This is a genomic window from Tardiphaga sp. 866_E4_N1_4 (assembly GCF_052076075.1).
GTDB lineage: Bacteria > Pseudomonadota > Alphaproteobacteria > Rhizobiales > Xanthobacteraceae > Tardiphaga > Tardiphaga robiniae.
Map to the genome: position 1 here is coordinate 405,992 of NZ_CP197242.1, position 18,463 is coordinate 424,454.

Annotated in this window: 23 protein-coding genes; 15 read left to right on the forward strand and 8 right to left on the reverse strand. The window is 63.3% G+C overall.

Annotation, left to right across the window (positions count from 1 at the left end; all coding sequences use genetic code 11):
* Positions 1-95: 95 nt before the first annotated feature.
* Positions 96-1,304: a molybdopterin molybdotransferase MoeA gene (locus AB8B20_RS02130; RefSeq protein ID WP_439071532.1), complete on the reverse strand. Its 1,209-nt coding sequence runs from the start codon at positions 1,302-1,304 to the stop codon at positions 96-98.
* 108 nt (positions 1,305-1,412) lie between these two features.
* On the opposite strand from AB8B20_RS02130, the gene AB8B20_RS02135 reads away from it, so the two are divergent.
* The 3 genes from AB8B20_RS02135 to AB8B20_RS02145 all read left to right on the forward strand — a co-directional run bounded on the left by AB8B20_RS02135 (position 1,413) and on the right by AB8B20_RS02145 (position 2,672).
* Positions 1,413-1,697 carry a hypothetical protein gene (locus AB8B20_RS02135; protein WP_439071533.1) on the forward strand — a complete coding sequence of 95 codons (285 nt, stop codon included), beginning with the start codon at positions 1,413-1,415 and terminating at the stop codon, positions 1,695-1,697.
* Positions 1,698-1,760: 63 nt separating this feature from the next.
* Positions 1,761-1,943, forward strand: a complete 183-nt coding sequence (locus tag AB8B20_RS02140) for a CbtB domain-containing protein (protein WP_089264725.1) — start codon at positions 1,761-1,763, stop codon at positions 1,941-1,943.
* 3 nt (positions 1,944-1,946) lie between these two features.
* Entirely contained in the window at positions 1,947-2,672 is a 726-nt protein-coding gene (locus AB8B20_RS02145; protein ID WP_439071534.1) for a CbtA family protein, read from the forward strand.
* On the opposite strand, the gene AB8B20_RS02150 is transcribed toward AB8B20_RS02145, so the two are convergent.
* Together AB8B20_RS02150 and AB8B20_RS02155 are read right to left on the reverse strand one after the other, a co-directional pair.
* Positions 2,669-3,295 (reverse strand): HAD-IA family hydrolase, encoded by a 627-nt coding sequence (locus AB8B20_RS02150; protein ID WP_439063774.1) that lies wholly within the window; start codon positions 3,293-3,295, stop codon positions 2,669-2,671. The genes AB8B20_RS02145 and AB8B20_RS02150 overlap by 4 nt on opposite strands.
* Before the next feature lie 244 nt (positions 3,296-3,539).
* On the reverse strand, positions 3,540-4,088 hold the full coding sequence (locus AB8B20_RS02155) for a MarR family winged helix-turn-helix transcriptional regulator (protein WP_175367079.1): 549 nt from the start codon (positions 4,086-4,088) through the stop codon (positions 3,540-3,542).
* A gap of 233 nt (positions 4,089-4,321) precedes the next feature.
* Between AB8B20_RS02155 and AB8B20_RS02160 the strand changes: the two genes are divergently transcribed.
* The 6 genes from AB8B20_RS02160 (at position 4,322) to AB8B20_RS02185 (ending at position 8,412) form a co-directional block, all read left to right on the forward strand.
* Positions 4,322-5,470 (forward strand): cytochrome P450, encoded by a 1,149-nt coding sequence (locus AB8B20_RS02160; RefSeq protein ID WP_439073010.1) that lies wholly within the window; start codon positions 4,322-4,324, stop codon positions 5,468-5,470.
* A 7-nt stretch (positions 5,471-5,477) separates the two neighbouring features.
* The gene (locus tag AB8B20_RS02165; protein WP_439071535.1) at positions 5,478-5,801 is read left to right on the forward strand and encodes a 2Fe-2S iron-sulfur cluster-binding protein; all 324 of its coding nucleotides are present in this window, start codon (positions 5,478-5,480) and stop codon (positions 5,799-5,801) included.
* Positions 5,802-5,868: 67 nt separating this feature from the next.
* Positions 5,869-7,083 (forward strand): ABC transporter substrate-binding protein, encoded by a 1,215-nt coding sequence (locus AB8B20_RS02170; RefSeq protein ID WP_439071536.1) that lies wholly within the window; start codon positions 5,869-5,871, stop codon positions 7,081-7,083.
* A gap of 184 nt (positions 7,084-7,267) precedes the next feature.
* The gene (locus tag AB8B20_RS02175) at positions 7,268-7,444 is read left to right on the forward strand and encodes a hypothetical protein (protein WP_439071537.1); all 177 of its coding nucleotides are present in this window, start codon (positions 7,268-7,270) and stop codon (positions 7,442-7,444) included.
* Positions 7,445-7,647: 203 nt separating this feature from the next.
* Positions 7,648-7,875 carry a hypothetical protein gene (locus tag AB8B20_RS02180; RefSeq protein ID WP_439071538.1) on the forward strand — a complete coding sequence of 76 codons (228 nt, stop codon included), beginning with the start codon at positions 7,648-7,650 and terminating at the stop codon, positions 7,873-7,875.
* Between the two features lie 96 nt (positions 7,876-7,971).
* A complete protein-coding gene (locus AB8B20_RS02185) occupies positions 7,972-8,412 on the forward strand; it encodes a hypothetical protein (RefSeq protein ID WP_439071539.1) in 441 nt (146 codons plus the stop codon).
* Positions 8,413-8,433: 21 nt separating this feature from the next.
* On the opposite strand, the gene moaC is transcribed toward AB8B20_RS02185, so the two are convergent.
* The 4 genes from moaC to AB8B20_RS02205 form a co-directional block, all read right to left on the reverse strand.
* The gene (gene moaC / locus AB8B20_RS02190) at positions 8,434-8,955 is read right to left on the reverse strand and encodes a cyclic pyranopterin monophosphate synthase MoaC (protein ID WP_120289975.1); all 522 of its coding nucleotides are present in this window, start codon (positions 8,953-8,955) and stop codon (positions 8,434-8,436) included.
* 2 nt (positions 8,956-8,957) lie between these two features.
* Positions 8,958-9,764: an indole-3-glycerol phosphate synthase TrpC gene (gene trpC / locus AB8B20_RS02195; protein WP_439071540.1), complete on the reverse strand. Its 807-nt coding sequence runs from the start codon at positions 9,762-9,764 to the stop codon at positions 8,958-8,960.
* Positions 9,765-9,771: 7 nt separating this feature from the next.
* On the reverse strand, positions 9,772-10,791 hold the full coding sequence (trpD, locus tag AB8B20_RS02200; RefSeq protein ID WP_120289973.1) for an anthranilate phosphoribosyltransferase: 1,020 nt from the start codon (positions 10,789-10,791) through the stop codon (positions 9,772-9,774).
* Positions 10,792-10,908: 117 nt separating this feature from the next.
* On the reverse strand, positions 10,909-12,822 hold the full coding sequence (locus tag AB8B20_RS02205) for a SurA N-terminal domain-containing protein (protein WP_439071541.1): 1,914 nt from the start codon (positions 12,820-12,822) through the stop codon (positions 10,909-10,911).
* A gap of 233 nt (positions 12,823-13,055) precedes the next feature.
* Here AB8B20_RS02205 and AB8B20_RS02210 point away from each other — a divergent pair, with 233 nt between their 5' ends.
* The 5 genes from AB8B20_RS02210 (at position 13,056) to AB8B20_RS02230 (ending at position 17,184) form a co-directional block, all read left to right on the forward strand.
* Positions 13,056-13,385 (forward strand): PepSY domain-containing protein, encoded by a 330-nt coding sequence (locus tag AB8B20_RS02210; protein WP_439071542.1) that lies wholly within the window; start codon positions 13,056-13,058, stop codon positions 13,383-13,385.
* A gap of 16 nt (positions 13,386-13,401) precedes the next feature.
* Positions 13,402-13,989, forward strand: coding sequence for a general stress protein (locus tag AB8B20_RS02215; protein WP_439071543.1), 588 nt, complete (start codon positions 13,402-13,404; stop codon positions 13,987-13,989).
* 91 nt (positions 13,990-14,080) lie between these two features.
* Complete coding sequence (gene tpiA / locus AB8B20_RS02220; protein WP_439071544.1) at positions 14,081-14,854, forward strand: triose-phosphate isomerase; 774 nt, start codon at positions 14,081-14,083, stop codon at positions 14,852-14,854.
* A 151-nt stretch (positions 14,855-15,005) separates the two neighbouring features.
* Positions 15,006-15,386 carry a preprotein translocase subunit SecG gene (gene secG, locus AB8B20_RS02225; protein ID WP_439071545.1) on the forward strand — a complete coding sequence of 127 codons (381 nt, stop codon included), beginning with the start codon at positions 15,006-15,008 and terminating at the stop codon, positions 15,384-15,386.
* A 166-nt stretch (positions 15,387-15,552) separates the two neighbouring features.
* Positions 15,553-17,184 carry a CTP synthase gene (locus AB8B20_RS02230; RefSeq protein ID WP_068730833.1) on the forward strand — a complete coding sequence of 544 codons (1,632 nt, stop codon included), beginning with the start codon at positions 15,553-15,555 and terminating at the stop codon, positions 17,182-17,184.
* 68 nt (positions 17,185-17,252) lie between these two features.
* Here AB8B20_RS02230 and AB8B20_RS02235 read toward each other — a convergent pair whose 3' ends face one another.
* Positions 17,253-17,408: a hypothetical protein gene (locus tag AB8B20_RS02235; RefSeq protein WP_158596801.1), complete on the reverse strand. Its 156-nt coding sequence runs from the start codon at positions 17,406-17,408 to the stop codon at positions 17,253-17,255.
* Here AB8B20_RS02235 and AB8B20_RS02240 point away from each other — a divergent pair.
* Positions 17,407-18,453 carry a histone deacetylase family protein gene (locus AB8B20_RS02240; RefSeq protein WP_439071546.1) on the forward strand — a complete coding sequence of 349 codons (1,047 nt, stop codon included), beginning with the start codon at positions 17,407-17,409 and terminating at the stop codon, positions 18,451-18,453. The genes AB8B20_RS02235 and AB8B20_RS02240 overlap by 2 nt on opposite strands.
* Positions 18,454-18,463: the final 10 nt, after the last annotated feature.

Genomic DNA, 18,463 nt, shown 5'->3' on the forward strand with positions numbered 1-18,463 from the left:
GCCGCGTTAAGGTATCTCAGTCAGAAAAAAGCTCAGAGAACATGCCGCGCGGCGGAAGTTCCGGTGGCCCGGCATCCCATCGCGCATCTCGGCCTTTAAACAGGCAGTCGCATGATCGCGCAGGAATCACCAGCGGCGGCGGCGGGAGCGAATGGCTTGCGGATCAGAAGTCCTTCGGCAACAGCCAGATTTCCTAGCAGCGACGAGTCCTGTTTCATCACCGGCGTCGCCACCACGGTGCCGTCGGCGCGGGTTTCCAGACGCGTGCGCAGATAGTCCTCGCGCTGGTCGTTGGCGGCGAGGTGGCGGCCGAGCACCGCGGGTTCGAGCGCGTGAGCGACCTCGTTTCGGCCGGACAGCGCGCGCAGCAGCGGCACCATGAACAGGAAGCCGCAGACATAGGACGAGACGGGATTGCCGGGCAGGCCGATCACGCGCATGCCCTGGCGGCGTCCGTGCATCATCGGCTTGCCGGGCCGCATGGCGATGCGCCAGAACGCCATCTCGACGCCGGCATTGATCAGGGATTGCTGCACGAGGTCGTGGTCGCCGACCGACGCACCGCCGGTGGTGATCAGCACGTCGGCCTTCAGGTCGATCGCGCGCTGAATGGCCGATGTGGTCGCCTCCACCGTATCGACGGCGATACCGAGATCGATCACCTCGGCGCCTTCGGCACGGGCCAGCGCACGCAGCGCGAAACCATTGGAGAGCACGATCTGGCCGGGGCCGGGGACCGCGCCGGGCATCACCAGTTCGTCGCCGGTGGCGAGCACGGCAACGACCGGCCGTCGCCGCACGGGCAGTGACGGATGGTTCATCCCGGCAGCAAGCGCCAGGTCGCGATCGGTAAGGCGGGTGCCGGCGCGCAGCAGCACATCGCCTTCGTTGAAATCGACGCCCGCCGGGCGGATATGCTTGCCGGAAATTGCAGCTTCGTTGATCCCGACGATATCGCCATCGCGCGTGGTATCTTCCTGGATCACCACGGCGTCGGCGCCAGCGGGTAAAACGCCGCCGGTGAAGATTCGCAGGGCTTCACCGGTCTGCAGCGAGCGGTCGAACGGCTTGCCTGCGGCAATCTCGCCGATGACGCGGAGCTTGGCGCCCAAAGTCGCATCGGCAGCGCGCACAGCATAACCGTCCATCGCTGACATGGGCTCCGGTGGCTGCGTGCGCAGCGAAGCGATGTCGCGGGCGAGCACGCGGTGGAACGCGTCTTCCAGCGGCACCATCTCCTCAGGCAGCGCATCGGCGCCCGCGAGAATCGCGGCCATGGCATCGTTAACCGGCATCAGGGCCATCGCGGGGATCTCCGGCAGTGTGGGCGCCCGTCATAGCGGAGAGCGGGAGCGGACGCAAAACCACCGGCGCTTTGGCAGGGCAGGGAAACACGGTAGACATCGGCGATCATGACCGACAATCACGCTGCAACCGACGATAAAGCGCCTGTCTGGCGGGAGGATGTCGATGCGCTGGCATTCCGGCCGTCCGGCCATGGCGGGCTGTGCATGGTGCACCGTCATGCGTTCCGGACGCTGCTCCGGCGCTACCCGTCGCCGGAGGACTGCGCGGCCTATTTCCGCGACCACAGAGACGTGTTCCAGGCGGCGGCCGGCGCCAAGCTGGTGCGTGCGCCGGTGGCGGCAGATGCGAATTTTCATCTGACCAGCCGCGATCTCGCCCGCGCGATGTAAAATTAACGGTCGCGCCGCCGGAGCAACTCGGCTAAATTGGCTGTCTATTTCGCGAGGATTCCGATGCAACAGACCCAGACCGCCCAGATCTCCGCCGTCACCACTGACGTCAATGTCGTCGTGCAAGCCGTTCTGGCCATGGCGCTCGGTCTGTTCATCGTCGGTGTGGTCGGCTTCTCGCATATCAGCGCCGTCCACAATGCGGCCCATGACACGCGCCACGCCAACGCATTCCCCTGCCACTGAGACATGTCCGTCTTCAGGTCGATCGTCTTCTCGGCAGCGCTGGCTGGCGTGATCTCTGGCGCTGCCATCACCGGCGCCCAGATGGTCGGGACCATTCCCCTGATCCAGAAAAGCGAAGTTTATGAGCGCAAGGCGGAAGCTCCGGCCGCGGTTGCGCCGACGGCTGCCGCGCAGCCCGCCCATACGCACGACCATGGCGCCGCCGCCCATAGCCATGAGGCTGAATGGGAGCCTGCCGAGGGCTTGCAGCGCAATGCCTTCACCACCGGCGCCAATATCCTGACTGCCATCGGCTTCGCGTTGCTACTGGCCGGCATCTTCGCGCTGCGTGGCCGGGCCGTGAGCTGGCGGGAAGGGCTGTTCTGGGGCCTCGGCGGTTTCGTTGTCTTCACGGCGGCGCCCGGCCTCGGCCTGCCGCCGGAATTACCGGGAATGCCTGTCGCCGACCTCACACTGCGCCAGACCTGGTGGATCGGTACTGCCTGCGCCACTGCGGCGGGGCTCGGCCTGCTGGTCTTCCGCAAGGCGTCATGGGCCACCATTCTCGGCCTCGGCCTGATCGTGCTGCCGCACCTGATCGGCGCACCGCTGGCGCCGGCTGGCCATACGGATGTCCCCGAGGCACTGTCGCACAGTTTCGTCGTTGCGGCGGTCCTGACCAGCCTGCTGTTCTGGGCACTGCTCGGCGTCCTCACCAGCATCGCCTTCCGGCGCATCTCGCGGACCTAAAGCCCGAGTGCCTTGAGCGCCTCGGCGACCGATGTCGGCGAGGTGACGTGGACGGCCTGCAATCCGCAAGCACGGGCGGCCTCGATATTGTCGGCAAGATCGTCGAAGAACACGATGCGGTCGGCGGGGATGCCGATTTCCGCGATGACGTGCTCATAGGATTTTGCATCGGGCTTGCGAAGCCCGATGGAGGACGACAGAAACACCGTGCGGAAGTGACTGAGCAGATCGGCATGGTGTTCCGAGAAATGCGTGACATGCGCGACATTGGTGTTTGAGAACGCGTAGAGCGGCCAGCGCTTCGAGGCATGCGCGAGGAGTTCGGCAATGCCCGGCATCTCCCCGACGAAGATCGCATTCCAGCCTTCGAGAAATTGTGCCGGCGTCAGATCGATGCCGAGCGTGTCGTGCAGATGCGCAAAGAATGCGTCGTCGGAAATCTCGCCGCGCTCGTGTCGCATATAGACGTCGCCGCGCGCAAACCGGCTCACGATGTCGTCCGGTGTACACTGCGCGTAGTCCGACCAGACCTTCAGCACGCGCGTGAAATCGATATCCAGCACGACGCGGCCGAGATCAAACAGCAGGGCGTCTGCGGAATTTGGCGTAAGCGACATCGTCATCTGTATCTTTTGGCTCAACGATTGAACATGTGCGGCGCAGGTTAGCGGATGATGGCAGAAAATCCTTGCCTCCGCGTGACAAACCGTCCCGATATTTCTGTTGCCTAGGCAACTAATTCGTGAGAGCCTTTCCAAAGAGGGCGCTACCTAGAGCAGTCAACTGCCGGGCCCTGCAGGGAGAGAAACGATGGTGGACCGCTTGTGCGGGACAGCGATTGATGACGCGCGAGTAACGCGTGAGGGCCTAGCCGGTTACCGCGCCGAGATTGCCGTGAATGCGTCGCAGCAAGTCGATCAGCACTTCGCGTTCGCTTTCATCCAGGCAGGACAGCAGCTTTCGCTCGCGTTCCAGTGCGGTCACGATGACGGCGTCATGGGTCGTGCGACCCTTCGTGGTCAGCGTAATCGAATGGGTGCGCGCGTCGTCCGGGTCGGCATTGATGGCGACCAGGCCGCGCTCTTCCAGCATGGCAAGCGTGCGGCTGACCGGTCCCTTGTCGAAGCCGATGACGTGGCAGATGCGCGAGGCGGGAATGCCGGGCTCGATGGCCAGCAGCGACATGATGCGCCACTCGGTGACATTCACGCCAAAGCGCTTCTGATAGAGCGCGGTCGCGTTGCGCGAGAGCTTGTTCGCAATGAAGGTGATGAAGGCCGGCACATAGCGCTCAAGATCGAGCAACTGCCCGCCTTTCGAAGCGGGCGCTTTCGCGGCGACAGTCCTGACATTGACCTTTGTCACTTTCGCCTTGGCGGGCTTTCGAACCGTTTTTCCCGATCCATTCTTGCTCATGCACCACGATCCTGCCTGCCAGCGTGACGTCGTCGAAATCGGCGAGATCACATGGTCCTGAGGAATAGAGACACGCAGCCACAATTGCCAACAAGAAAATATGGGAGATTCACATGGTCGCCACGGTCACGACGGCATCGCCCCACACCCCGCCGGTGCTGTCCTTTGGCGGAGCCTTGCCGAACGACGCATCGTCTCAGCCCGTCGTCCACCTCGACGTCGATCCCTTCGCCATGGACTTCTTCGCCGATCCTCACCCCACCCACGAGGTGCTGCGTGAAGCCGGGCCCGTGGTCTATCTCGACAAATGGAACGTCTACGCCGTCGCGCGCTATGCCGAAGTTCATGCAGTCCTGAACGATCCCGCGACGTTCTGCTCGAGCCGCGGCGTGGGTCTTAGCGACTTTGCCAGGGAGAAGCCGTGGCGTCCGCCGAGCCTCATCCTCGAAGCCGATCCGCCGGCGCATACGCGCACGCGCGCGGTGCTCAACAAGGTCCTGTCACCCGCGGTGATGAAGCAACTGCGCGATGGCTTCGCTGCGGCGGCCGATGCCAAGGTCGACGAACTGCTGGAGCGGCGCAGTTTCGACGCGGTCGCGGATCTCGCCGAAGCCTATCCACTATCGGTGTTCCCCGATGCGATGGGACTGCAGAAGGAGGGCCGCGAAAACCTGCTGCCTTATGCCGGTCTTGTCTTCAATGCCTTCGGTCCGCCGAACCAGCTGCGCCAGGACGCCATCGAACGCTCAGCGCCGCATCAGGCCTATGTCGCCGCGCAATGCCAGCGCGACAATCTCGCACCGGGCGGTTTCGGCGCCTGCATCCATGCGCGGGTCGACACCGGCGACATCACCGCCGACGAGGCGCCGCTGCTGGTGCGCTCATTGCTGTCGGCAGGACTGGACACGACGGTGAACGGTATCGGCGCTGCCGTTTATTGCCTGGCGCGCTACCCGCAAGAATTCGCGCGGCTACGCAGCGACCTGTCGCTGGCGCGCAACGCCTTCGAGGAGGCCGTGCGTTACGAAAGTCCGGTGCAGACCTTCTTCCGCACCACGACCCGCGATGTCGAGATCAGCGGTTGCCATGTCGGTGAGGGCGAGAAGGTGCTGATGTTCCTGGCCGCCGCCAACCGCGATCCGCGCCGCTGGGCCGATCCCGAACGCTACGACATCACCCGCAAGACATCGGGTCATGTCGGCTTCGGCTCCGGCATCCACATGTGCGTCGGCCAGCTCGTGGCGCGGCTTGAGGGCGAGGTCATGCTCTCCGCACTGGCGCGCAAGGTCGCGTCGATCGAGATCACCGGCGACGTCAAGCGCCGTTACAACAACACACTGCGCGGGCTCGAAAGCCTGCCGGTCACCTTCACGCCTGCCTGAGGATTCCATGCCGAGCATTACGTTCATTCATCACGACGACCGTGCCGAGACAGTCAGCGCCAATGACGGCGATAGCGCCATGTATACGGCGCTGCTGCATGGCATCGACGGCATCACGGGCGAATGCGGTGGCGGCGCGGTCTGCGCCACCTGCCACGTCTATGTCGACGACAACTGGCTGGGCAAAGTTGGCACAGTCGGTGCCGACGAGGATGAGTTGCTGGAGGGTGTCGCAAGCGAGCGGCTGCCGAACAGCCGGCTGTCGTGCCAGATCAAGATCACCGAGGCGCTCGATGGCCTCGTGCTCCGGCTGCCGGAGCGACAGGTGTAACTCGCAAGCAAGACCGCGACCGGCAACGTCCGGACCCGCGCAATCAAGGTAGAGGGGAGAGACGACAATGAAGGGCTTCAAGACAGTTTTGGCTGCTGCGGCATCCTGCGTGATGGCGACGGCAGTGCAGGCGCAGGTGTCCGACGATGTGGTGCGGGTCGGTGTGCTTAACGATATTTCCGGCGTGTTTCAGGACACCAACGGCATGGGCTCGGTGGAAGCCGCGCGGATGGCGGCCGAGGATTTCAACGGCGGCGGCCAGAATATCAAGGTCGAGATCGTCTATGCCGACCATCAGAACAAGGCGGATGTCGGCTCCGCCATCGCGCGCAAATGGCTCGATGTCGAAAAGGTCGATGCCATCGTCGACGTGCCGAATTCATCGGTGGGTCTCGCCATCAACAATATCGCCCGCAACACCAAGATGACGTTCCTGGCCTCGTCGACAGCGACCTCGGACCTGACCGGCAAGGACTGTTCGCCGAACACCATCCAGTGGGTCAATGACGCATGGGCCACCGGCAACACCACCGCAGCGGCGATGATGCAGCGGGGCGGTGACGACTGGTACTTTCTCACGGTGAATTACGCGCTGGGGCAGGGCATCGAGGCCGAAGCCACCAACTACATCACGAAGAACGGCGGCAAGGTGCTGGGGTCATCGAAGCACCCGCTCGGCACCTCCGATTTCGCCTCGCTCTTGCTGCAGGCGCAGAGCTCCAAGGCCAAGGTGATCGGTCTTGCCAATGCCGGCGCCGATGCCATCAATGCGGTGAAGCAGGCCGGCGAGTTCGGCATGCAGGACGGCCCGCAGAAGCTGGTCGCGTTCCTGATCTTCATCAACGACGTTCACGGCATGGGCCTGAAGACCGCGCAGGGCCTGTTGCTGACGGAATCCTTCTACTGGGACATGGATGACGACACCCGCGCCTTTGGCAAACGCTTTGCGGCGCGGCCGGGCATGAACGGCAAGATGCCGAGCGCCAATCAGGCGGGCGTCTATGCCTCCACGCTGGCCTATCTCAATGCCGTAGCCGCCAAGGGCAGCGACGATGCCAGTGTCGTCGTACCGCAGATGAAGACTTTCAAGGGCAAGGACAAGCTGTTCGGTGAGGTCACGATCCGTGCCGATGGCCGCGTCATCCACCCGATCTACCTGTTCGAGATCAAGAAGCCGGCAGAGTCGAAGGGGCCGTATGACTATTACAAGCTGCTCTCGACCATCCCTGCCGAAAAGGCGTTCCGACCGATGGCCGAGGGTGGTTGTCCGATGATCAAGTAGCCTGTCGCGCATCGATACCGGCAACATCAGTCGTTCCCGGTATCGATGTGGGGCCAGTTGCGGGAATTGGCGGATCGGTAGGTAACTTGCTGCTCCGCAGAAAATACATGCGGGCAATTTCAAACATAAAAGGCTATTCCACGTACCTAATGACATCGAAACCCTTTGATTTAAAGGATTTGGAATGTCGATTATGGTTGGATTGATGGCCTTGCTGCTGCCACCTGCTGCGTGGTTGCTGGTCAAACGATATGAGCGTCATCTCGATGCGCAGATCGGGCCGTGGATCGTCAGTGAGATGAAGCCGCAGCGCAGCCGGCAGCGTCTCGTGCGCGAGCACCGTGATGACAGCGATCGCTGAAATCTGCCCCTATTCAGGTTACCGCAAAACTTACAACGCGCGCGCGTAACTAAGTAGTGCGCATTCACACTTGGCCTTGTCCTGCTTGGTAGTGCTGATCCCGCCACGAGCACCAGCCTGGATGTCTCATCCGTCCGGTTGGTCGCTTGATCTGGCCCGGGACCGCCGCCAAACACCCCCCATGTCGCGCGCGGTCCCGGTTATTGTTCGTAAACAAGATCGATGACGGCGCAGGATCGCGATTTCGCAGTGATGACGCGCTCTGGGAACTTCATGAGAAATTGCGCGTCGTGCTGGCCGCAAAGATGGTTGCGCGGCGACAGCAGCTCGATGAGCGCCTGCGCGATCTCGAACAGTTCGCGATTTCGTCGAAGCGTGCTGTCGCAGCATTGCGGTCGATGGCCGAGGGCGGTTGTCCGATGATCAAGTGACGGCCACTTGTTCGATGTCGCTGGCGATCATCGGGAATTATTTGCGGCAACCGGTGTTCTGAGGATGGGGGCCCACACCTGCGACAGGAGTGTGCCATGCTCAGGAAAATGTTGATCGGACTTGCCACAATTGCGGCCATCGGCATGACGTCCGTGCCGATGGATGCTTCCGCGCGCGGCGGCGGGGGCGGCCACGGCGGTGGTGGCGGGCACGGTGGTGGTTTCCACGGTGGTGGTTTTCACGGAGGTGGCTTCCGCGGCGGCGGTATGGCCATGGGCGGCCTGCGCGGCGGCGGGTTCGGTGCAACTCGTTTCGTCGCTATGCCCGGCGGAGCACGCTTCGCCGGAATGTCCAATCGAGGCTTCCATCACTTCGGCCACCATAACCGCCGCTTCCGGAATTTCGCCCCGTTTGTGATCGGATTCGGTTCGTCCTACGCCTATGCGGGCTATCCGTATTACGACAACTGCTATGACGTTATACGGGTGCGGACTTATCACGGTTGGCGATGGCGGCGCGTGTATGTCTGCGGCTGACGCCGGGCGACCGCGGAGTATTCAATTCGCGGCGTTGTCCGTGACCAGATAGTGCCCGGACTTGCCACCCTTTTTCTCGACGAGGTGGATGCCCTCGATGCGGACACCGCGCTCGACGGCCTTGATCATGTCGTAGATTGTCAGGCATGCGACGGAGACGGCCGTCAGCGCTTCCATCTCGACGCCCGTGGGGCCCGTGACCTTGACCGACGCACGTACGCGGCAGCCCGGCAGTTTCTTGTCGGGCGTGATGTCCAGCGTGACTTTGGATAGCGCCAGCGGATGGCACAGCGGGATCAGATCCGATGTGCGCTTTGCCGCCATGATGCCGGCGATACGCGCCGTGCCGAGCACATCGCCCTTCTTGGCATTGCCGGAGACGATCATCTCGAGCGTCGCCTTGCTCATGATCACCAGACCTTCGGCCACCGCGATGCGTTCGGTCGCCGGTTTCTCCGACACGTCGACCATGCGGGCTTCGCCCGAGGAATCGATGTGGGTGAGGGCCGGGGCCTGCTTCGATTTTTTCGTCTTGCCGGCCATGATCAATGCGTTCCGTTCGCGCGCTTGAGTAGCGTCTGCGTTGCAGCCGTCACGTCCGCCTGCCGCATCAGGCTTTCGCCGACCAGGAAGGTGGAGATGCCGACGCGCTCGAGGCGTGCGAGGTCGTCTGGCGTGAAGATTCCGCTTTCGCCGACCTTGAGACGATCCCGGGGGATCATCGGCGCCAGCGTTTCGCTGGCGGTCAGCGTGGTCTCGAAGGTGCGCAGATTGCGGTTGTTGATGCCAATCATCGGCGAGCGCAGGTTCAGCGCGCGTTCCAGCTCCGGCTGGTCGTGGATTTCGATCAGCACATCCATGCCCTGGTCGATGGCGGCGTCTTCGATGTCACGCGCCTGCGCATCGTCGAGTGCAGCCATGATGATCAGGATGCAATCGGCGCCATGGGCGCGGGCCTCGACCACCTGATAGGTGTCGAACATGAAGTCCTTGCGCAGCACCGGCAGTTTGGTCGCGGCGCGCGCCGCGACCATGAAGTCGAGATGCCCTTCAAAGGACGGCGTATCGGTCAGGACCGAGAGACACGCGGCGCCGCCGGCCTCATAGGCTTTGGCCAGCGTCGGCGGGTCGAAGTCCTCGCGAATGAGCCCCTTGGACGGCGACGCCTTCTTGATTTCGGCAATCAGCGCAAACTCGTTCTTGTCGAGCTTCTTGTGGATCGCGGTCATGAAGCCGCGTGGCGCCGGCGCAGTCTTGGCCAGCGCTTCGATGGATGCGAGCGGATGGGCGCGCTTGGCGGCCGCGATTTCCTCGCGCTTATAGGCTTCGATCCTGGTCAGGATGTCGGACATGGTCGTCTCACAGGTTGGCGTTGGAGACGGCGACCAGTCGCTTCAGCTTCTCCAGCGCCGCACCGCTGTCGAGTGACTTCTGACCGAGTGCCACGCCTTCCTTCACGTCCTTGACCTTGCCGGCCACGATCAGGGCCGCGGCTGCATTGAGCAGCGCGACGTCACGAAAGGCGCTTGGCTTGCCATCGAGCACGGCCTGCAGTGAGGCGGCGTTCTCCTGGGCGTCGCCGCCCTTCAGGGAATCCGGACCGGTGCGCGGCAGGCCCGCGTCCTCGGGCGAAATCTCAAAGCTGCGGATATTGCCGTTCTCCAGCGCTGCCACAAAGGTCGGGCCGGTGAGGGTGATCTCATCGAGGCCGTCGGAGCCGTGCACCACCCAGGCGGATTCGGAGCCGAGATTCTTCAGCACCTGTGCCAGCGGCAGCACCCATTGCCGCGAGAACACGCCGACCATCTGCCGGGTGACTCCCGCCGGATTGGAAAGCGGTCCCAGCAGATTGAAAATCGTGCGGGTGGCGAGCTCGACACGGGTCGGGCCGACATTCTTCATGGCCGGATGATGCGCCGGCGCAAACATGAAGCCGATGCCTGTCTCTCTAAGGCAGCGGCTGACGTCGTCGGGCGTGAGATCGATCCTGACGCCGAGGGCCGCCAGCACGTCGGCCGCGCCGGAGCGCGACGACAGCGCACGATTGCCATGCTTGGCCACCGGCACACCGCAACCGGCGACGATGAAGGAGGCGCAGGTCGAGACGTTCACGGAGCCGGAGCCGTCGCCGCCGGTACCGACCACATCGACAGCGCCGGCCGGTGCGTCGACCCGCAGCATCTTGGCGCGCATTACCTCAACCGCGCCGGTGATCTCGTCCACGGTCTCGCCGCGCACGCGCAGCGCCATCAGCAGGCCGCCCATCTGCGAAGGCGTGGCTTCGCCCGACATCATGCTGTCGAAGGCCGCCGAGGCTTCCTCACGCGAGAGGGAGGCGCCGGTCGCGACCTTGGCAATGATTGCCCTGAGATTGTCCATCGGATGCTTTCAGAGTGATGCACTGTCATTGCAGGCGACATCTGCGACGAAGCCATCCAGCCTTTGCTTGTTGCTTCTGGATGGCTTCGCTGCGCCCGCAATAACGACGTGGGTTTCCTAATTGGTGTTGCTGTTCGCGGCACCAGTGGCGATCGCAACGGCTTCCGCGTTGATCTTGGTGCCGATCTGCGTCTCGAGCCTGGTGACATACTGCGCGACCTGTTCGTCGGTCAGCCCGCGCTGCAGCGTCTCCTTCAGCTTCTTGGCATCTTCGGAGGCCATATCAACCGCAGGCGCGGTGACATCGGTGATCCGGTAGACGATCCATTCCGACGGCGTGGCACCCTGCGCCTGTCCGGCCGAATCCTTGACGCCGCGGAATACGGACTGGATCACGCCGGCCGAGAGAGCCGGATCGCTCGCGTCGCGCTTGAATGGCGCGGAGGTCACGACCTTGAGGCCGGCTGTTGCGGCTTCGTCGGCGAGCTTGGCGCCGCTTTCGAGCTTCTTCGCCATGTCGACAGCCTTGTCGCGTAGGCGGGTGGTGATCTGCTCTTCGCGCCAGCGTGCCTCGACCTGCGGCTTCACTTCGTCGAGCGTACGGTCGCGCGCCGGCGTGACGCCGAGCACGTCGTACCAGATGTAACCGCCGCCGGCCTGCAATGCGTCGTTGTCGACGCCGACATCGCTGTTGAAGGCCTGGGTCACGACGTCCACACCCGTGGGCAGGCCGGCAACGGGCTGGCCGTCGGGGGTGCGACCGGAGCGATCGACCGCCTCGATGGTGACGGCGGTGAGGCCGAGCTTCTTGGCGGTATCGACGACATTGGCGCCGCCACCGCGTTCGTCCTCGATCTTGTTGTGCATGTCGGACACGATGGCGCGGGCGCGCTCGATGGCGATATCGCGCTTCAGGTTGGCGGCAACACTGTCATAGCTCGGCGTCGTGCCGGCCTGAACCTTGCCGACCTTGACCAGCGTTACGCCGAACCGTCCGGTGATCGGCTGGCTGATGCCATCCGGTGCCAGCGAGAAGGCAGCATTGGCGACGGAGGGATCGATAATGCCCGCTTTGGCAACCATGCCGAGATCGATGTCGGAGGCGGACAGGCCGCGTTCCTTGGCGAGGTCCTCGAACTTGAACGTATCGTTCAACTTGGCGCGGCCGGCTTCAGCGTCCGCCACGTTCGGGAAGACGATCTGCGAGATCTGGCGCTGTTCCGGCGTGGAGAGTTTGTCCTTGCGCTCTTCGAACACTTTCCTGGCGTCGTCGTCCGACACCGTCGACCACTTCGCCATCTCATCAGGCGTCAAGGCGAGGAAGGCGATCTTGCGATATTCGGGGGCGCGGAACTGGGTCTTGCGCTCGTCGAAATAGGCGGCGAGGGCTTCGGGCGAGGGCGCCTCAATGGTCCCGGCCTGCGCAGCATCGAGCTTCACGTAATCGACGGTGCGGGTCTCGTTCTGGTAGCGGCTCAGCGCCTCGATCATCGTCTTCGGCGGTTCGACGCCTGACGTGACGGTGCCGGCGATCTGGCGGCGCAGAGAGACCTTGCGCTGTTCGGCGATGTAGCGCTGCTCGGTGAAGCCAAGCGAGCGGATCAGCTGCTGGAAGCGCGGCGCATCGAAGCCGCCGGTCGGGCTCTGGAAGTTCGGGTCCGCAATGATCTGCCGCATCACCTCGGCGTCGCCGACACCGAGACCCTTGCGACGCGCGTCTTCATCCAGGGCCGCTTCGGCGACGACCTGCTGCAGGACCTGGCGGTCGAGGCCGAAAGCACGGGCCTGATCCGAGGTCAGCGGGCGGCCGAACTGGCGGCCGATCTGCTGCAGCTTGTCGTTATAGAGCTGGCGGAACTGCTCGGTCGTGATCTCGGTCGAGCCGATGGTGGCGAGCTTGGACTGTCCATAGCCCTTGAACGCGTCGGCGATGCCCCAGATGCCGAAGCTGACAATCAGCACGCCCATCACGACGGCCATAATCGTCTTGCCAATCCAGTTGGATGAGGCTTTGCGCATTCCTCGAAGCATAGGGTCTTCTTATCTGTCAGGAGGGGAATCGGCTCGCACCAGCAGCCCATGGGGCCGGAGGGCGTCGCCAAATAGGAGGCGCATCATAAAGTGGCAAAAGCCGGGTCGCAACCGGCTGGGGCGGGGCGGATTGAAGCGGTTTCCGGCGCTACCGCGAGGCATTAGCGGCACATGGAACTTTCCGGCCCGCTGCCGCTTTGTTGAGCGGGCGTTCAGGCCTGCCGGGAGACATCATGCGGATCGGTTGGCGATCGGGAGTTGCCGCCTGCGGCATCTGGATGGCGCTCGCGCCGGCAGGCGCGCAGCCAAATCCGGCGATGCAGAATCCCACGGTGACGAAGTCGACGAATTCGCAGCCGAAAACAGAAACGCCGCCACGTCCCGGCGCCAATAGTTTTACTGAAGGTCAGGCTCGCAAGTCGTTGGAGTCACAAGGCTATGTCGACGTGTCGCCGCTGGTGAACGACAGCCAGGGGATCTGGCGCGGCACTGCGATGAGCGGATCCAAGAAGGTCCATGTCAGCGTCGACTACAAGGGTAACGTCTCGGCGAAGCCGGAATGACCGTGGGGATAGCGCGATGAGCAAGGTGACGATCTCCCGGCTGTTCGACGACTACGCCGACGCGCAGAAGGCCGTTATCAACCTTCGTGAAGCCGGCGTGGCCGAAGACGACATCAGCATCATCGCCAACAATGCCGACAAATGGTACGCGCCCGATTATGCCGCGGGCGCCGGCAAGGGCGCCGCGATCGGCGCCGGTTTTGGCGGGGTCGGCGGACTATTGGCTGGCCTCGGACTGCTGGCGATTCCCGGGCTCGGACCGGTCGTGGCTGCCGGATGGCTGGCAGCGGCCGCAGCCGGCGCCGTAGCCGCGGGCGCAGCTGGTGGCGTGATCGGGATGCTGGCCGAAGCCGGCGTCGCCGTGAACGATGCTGAGGTCTATGCCGAGAGCATCCGCCGCGGCGGCAGCCTCGTCAGCGCCAAGGTCGAGGTGGCCGACAAGGACCGCCTCGAGGCGTTGCTGCACCCATCATCGGTCGATATCGCCCAGCGCCGCACCGATCTGGCCGCAACGGGCTGGAGCAAGTTCGATCCCTCGGCCCCGGACCTCACGGCTGACCAGATCAAGCAAGAGCGCGGGTTGCGGGTCACCAAACCGGCCTGAACTCCAAACCTGCCTGAACTCCAGGTCGGCTTGAGCTGGCGGATCGCCTCTGTTAGCTCAGATAACCTCTTTCAAATGACAGGATATCCTCATGACTGATGCCGTTCGGCCGCTGATCGCCGGCAACTGGAAAATGAACGGCCTCAAGGCGTCGATGACCGAGTTCGAAGCGATGCTGCGCGGCGCGCCGGATGTGCTGGACAAGGCCGATCTGCTGGTCTGTCCCCCGGTCACGCTGTTGGCGAGTTTCGCATCGAAGGCATCGAGCTTCGGGCAGGAGGGCCGCCACGTCGTCTCTGTCGGGGCGCAGGATTGTCACAAGAACGTCTCAGGCGCGCATACCGGCGATATTGCGCCCGAAATGTTGGCCGATGCCGGCGCGACCGCTGTTATCGTTGGACATTCCGAACGCCGCGCCGATCACGGCGAGACCGATGCCGTGGTTCGCGAAAAGGCGCTGGCCGTCTGGCGCGCCGGGCTCACGGCGATCGTCTGCATCGGCGAGACCCAGGCCGAACGTGATGCCGGCAAGACGCTCGATGTCTGCGGCACCCAGCTCCAGGGCTCGCTGCCGGACGATGCCACCTCAGGCAACCTGATCGTGGCTTATGAACCGGTCTGGGCGATCGGCACCGGACTGACGCCGACAGTTCAAGATGTCGAGCAAGTTCATAAGTTTATCCGGGATCGTTTGACTGAACGCTTTAAGAACGAGGGTGCCTCGATCCGCATCCTCTATGGCGGTTCGGTCAAGCCATCCAACGCCAAGGAGTTGATGGCGGTTCCTCACGTGAACGGTGCGCTGGTGGGCGGCGCCAGCCTGAAGGCCGCCGATTTCCTTGCGATCGCGGCGGGCTGTCCCTAACTCCCACGGAATGCTGGAATTTGCGGTCCAGACCGGTCGGCGCGGGGGTGACAATCCCCCGGTCGATCGTGTAGACACCGCTGGATTCAAACCCCGCAAGCCACGACTGCAGCCGGCGATCGGCGCTGCGTGCTTGCGATGGAAGGACACGATGCAAAGCGTCATTATCGTTATTCACCTCATGATCGTTGCGGCCCTGATCGGGACGGTGCTGCTGCAGAAATCCGAAGGCGGCGGCCTGGGCGTCGGTGGCGGCGGCGGTGGCGGCTTCATGTCGAGCCGCGGCACGGCGAACCTTCTGACACGCACCACCGGCGTTCTTGCGGTGGGCTTCTTCCTGACCAGCCTGTTCCTGTCGTGGCTCGCGACCTATGAGCGCAAGCCGACTTCGATCCTGCCGGGCTCGACCGCGCCGGTGTCGCAGCCGGGCTCGCCGCTGGCTCCGCCAACCTCGGGCGGCCTGCTGGATACGCTGAAGAAATCCGACGAACAGCAGGTTCCTGCAGCCCCGGCACCGCCGCGCTCGCAATAAAGCAGAGGCGCCATGCAGGACGGGGACTACCGTCCTGCATCAGCAGATCCCATCAAGGGGCTGCAATCATTTCGTTTTTCAAGTCACCCACAGCCTCACCGATTCTCGGCTGACGGCTGCGATTCGTTTTGGCGAATCGGTTTCGGAGCCTTAAAGGTTAAGTCCCATGGCGCGGTACATTTTCATCACCGGCGGCGTGGTTTCCTCGCTCGGTAAAGGTCTGGCTTCAGCGGCGTTAGGCGCGCTGTTGCAGGCGCGTGGCTACAAGGTCCGGCTTCGCAAGCTCGACCCCTATCTCAACCTCGATCCCGGAACGATGTCGCCGTATCAGCACGGCGAAGTGTTCGTGACCGACGACGGCGCCGAGACCGATCTCGATCTCGGCCATTACGAGCGCTTCACCGGGCGACCTGCCACCAAGCAGGACAACATCACCACCGGGCGAATCTATCAGGACATCCTCACCAAGGAACGCCGCGGCGATTATCTCGGCGCTACCATCCAGGTGATCCCGCACGTCACCAACGCCATTAAGGACTTCGTCCTGTCGGACAATGACGGCTATGACTTCGTGCTGGTCGAGATCGGCGGCACTGTCGGCGACATCGAGGGCTTGCCGTTCTTCGAGGCGATCCGTCAGTTGCGCAACGATTTGCCGCGCGGCGACACCGTGTTCGTACATCTGACGCTGCTGCCCTACATTCCGAGCGCCGGCGAATTGAAAACCAAGCCGACCCAGCATTCCGTCAAGGAACTGCGCTCGATCGGCATCCAGCCCGACATCCTGCTGTGCCGCTGCGATCGCGATATTCCCAAGGAAGAGCGTCGCAAACTCGGCCTGTTCTGTAACGTGCGCGAAAGCGCCGTGATCGAGGCCCGCGACGTCGACAACATCTATGCGGTGCCCGAGGCCTATCACGTCGCCGGCCTCGACGACGAAGTGCTGGCGGCCTTCGGCATGACGCCGAAGGCGCTGCCCGAGCTGAAGACCTGGAACACCATCAACGAGCGTATCCGCCATCCGGAAGGCGCGGTGACCATCGCGATTGTCGGCAAATATACCGGCATGAAGGACGCCTATAAGTCGCTGACCGAAGCGCTGTCCCATGGCGGTATCGCCAACAAGGTGAAGGTCAATCTCGACTGGATCGAAAGCGAAGTCTTCGAGAACGAAGATCCGGCGCCGTTCCTCGAACACGTCAACGGCATTCTCGTGCCCGGCGGCTTCGGCCAGCGCGGTGCCGAGGGCAAGATCCGCGCAGCGCAGTTCGCGCGCGAGCGTAACGTGCCTTACTTCGGAATTTGCTTCGGCATGCAAATGGCGGTCATCGAAGCCGCGCGAAACCTCGGCGGCATCAAGGACGCCAACTCCACGGAGTTCGGCGAGACCAAGGAGCCGGTCGTCGGCCTGATGACCGAATGGCTGCGCGGCAACGAACTCGAGAAGCGCCACAATGCCGGCGATCTCGGTGGCACCATGCGGCTCGGCGCCTATCCGGCGACGCTGACCAAGGGCAGCAAGGTCTCGGACGTCTATGGCGGCGCCACCGAAATCTCCGAGCGCCATCGCCATCGCTACGAGGTCAACACGGCCTATAAAGACCGTCTTGAAAAGCATGGGTTGAAGTTCTCCGGCCTGTCGCCGGACGGCGTGCTGCCCGAAATCGTCGAATACGAGAACCATCCGTGGTTCATCGGCGTGCAATATCATCCCGAACTGAAGTCGCGCCCGTTCGAACCGCACCCGCTGTTTGCGTCCTTCATCAAGGCTGCGGCGGCGCAGAGCCGGCTGGTGTGAGACCGGAGGAGCGGGTTTGGCGAATCTGTAGTCCGCCGTCGGCGTGTGTGGGACGGAAAGATGGCGGATCACGCTTCATCAATCCGCCCTACGACCGAGTTGCCCATGTCGCTGCGCTCATAAGGGCTGCGCAGACTGCCGATTGATCGGCAGAAACCAATCATGCGAATGATCCCTGAGGCGTCGGTCTTCTGACCGGCCGAACGGACAGAGGGATGATCCATGCGCGCTTTCTATCACCCGGATCAGGCAATTCATTCGCCGCAGCAATTCATGCGTTACGGCCGCTTCGTGCCCATCAAGGATTCGCCGGTTCGCACCGAACGACTGATCGGCGCTTTGGCGCGGCACGAGATCACGCCTGAAAAGCCGGCGGAGTACGGCACTGCGCCCGCGCTGACGGTGCATACGCCGGCTTACGTACGCTTCTTGGAAACCGCGTGGGATAATTGGGCGCAACTGCCTGACCACGGACCGGAAGTGTGGCCGCAATATTTCCCGTATTGGAGCGGACGCCCGGAAGAGACTGCACGGCGGGATTGCCCGGCAACCGGATTTATCGCTCAGGTGGGCTGGTATCTCGGCGATCTGTCGGTGCCGATGGGCCCCGATAGCTGGCGTTCCATCCTGCGCTCGTCGGAAACAGCGGTCACTGGCGCAGACGCTATCGTCGGCGGGGACCGCGCTGCCTATGCGCTGTGCCGGCCGTCGGGCCATCACGCGCGCGCCGATCGCGGCACAGGCTTCTGCTACCTGAATAACAGCGCGATTGCCGCGCAGCGATTGCGCAGTCGCTTTGGAAAGGTGGCGATCATCGATGTCGATGTTCATCACGGCGATGGCACGCAGCAGATTTTCTATAATCGTCCAGATGTGCTGACGATCTCGATCCACGGCGACCCCACGAATTTCGTGCCGTTCTATACGGGCTATGCAAGCGAGACCGGCCATGGAGCCGGCGAGGGCTTCGATCTCAATCTACCCTTACCGCCCGGTGCCGGTGGTGCTGAGATGAATGCAGCGCTCGACACGGCGATCGAACGCGTTCGCGCATTTGGCGCCGATGCCCTTGTCGTGGCGCTTGGCTTTGATGCCCATCGCGATGATCCGATCGGCATCCTGAAGCTTGACGCAAAGGACTTCGGGAGCGTCGGCACCAAGATGCAATCACTGGGTCTGCCGACGCTCATCGTTCAGGAGGGCGGATACGGCATCGATGCGATCCAGGACTGCCTCGATTCCTTCCTGACTGGCTTCAGGCAAGCGTAGTTCGGATGGG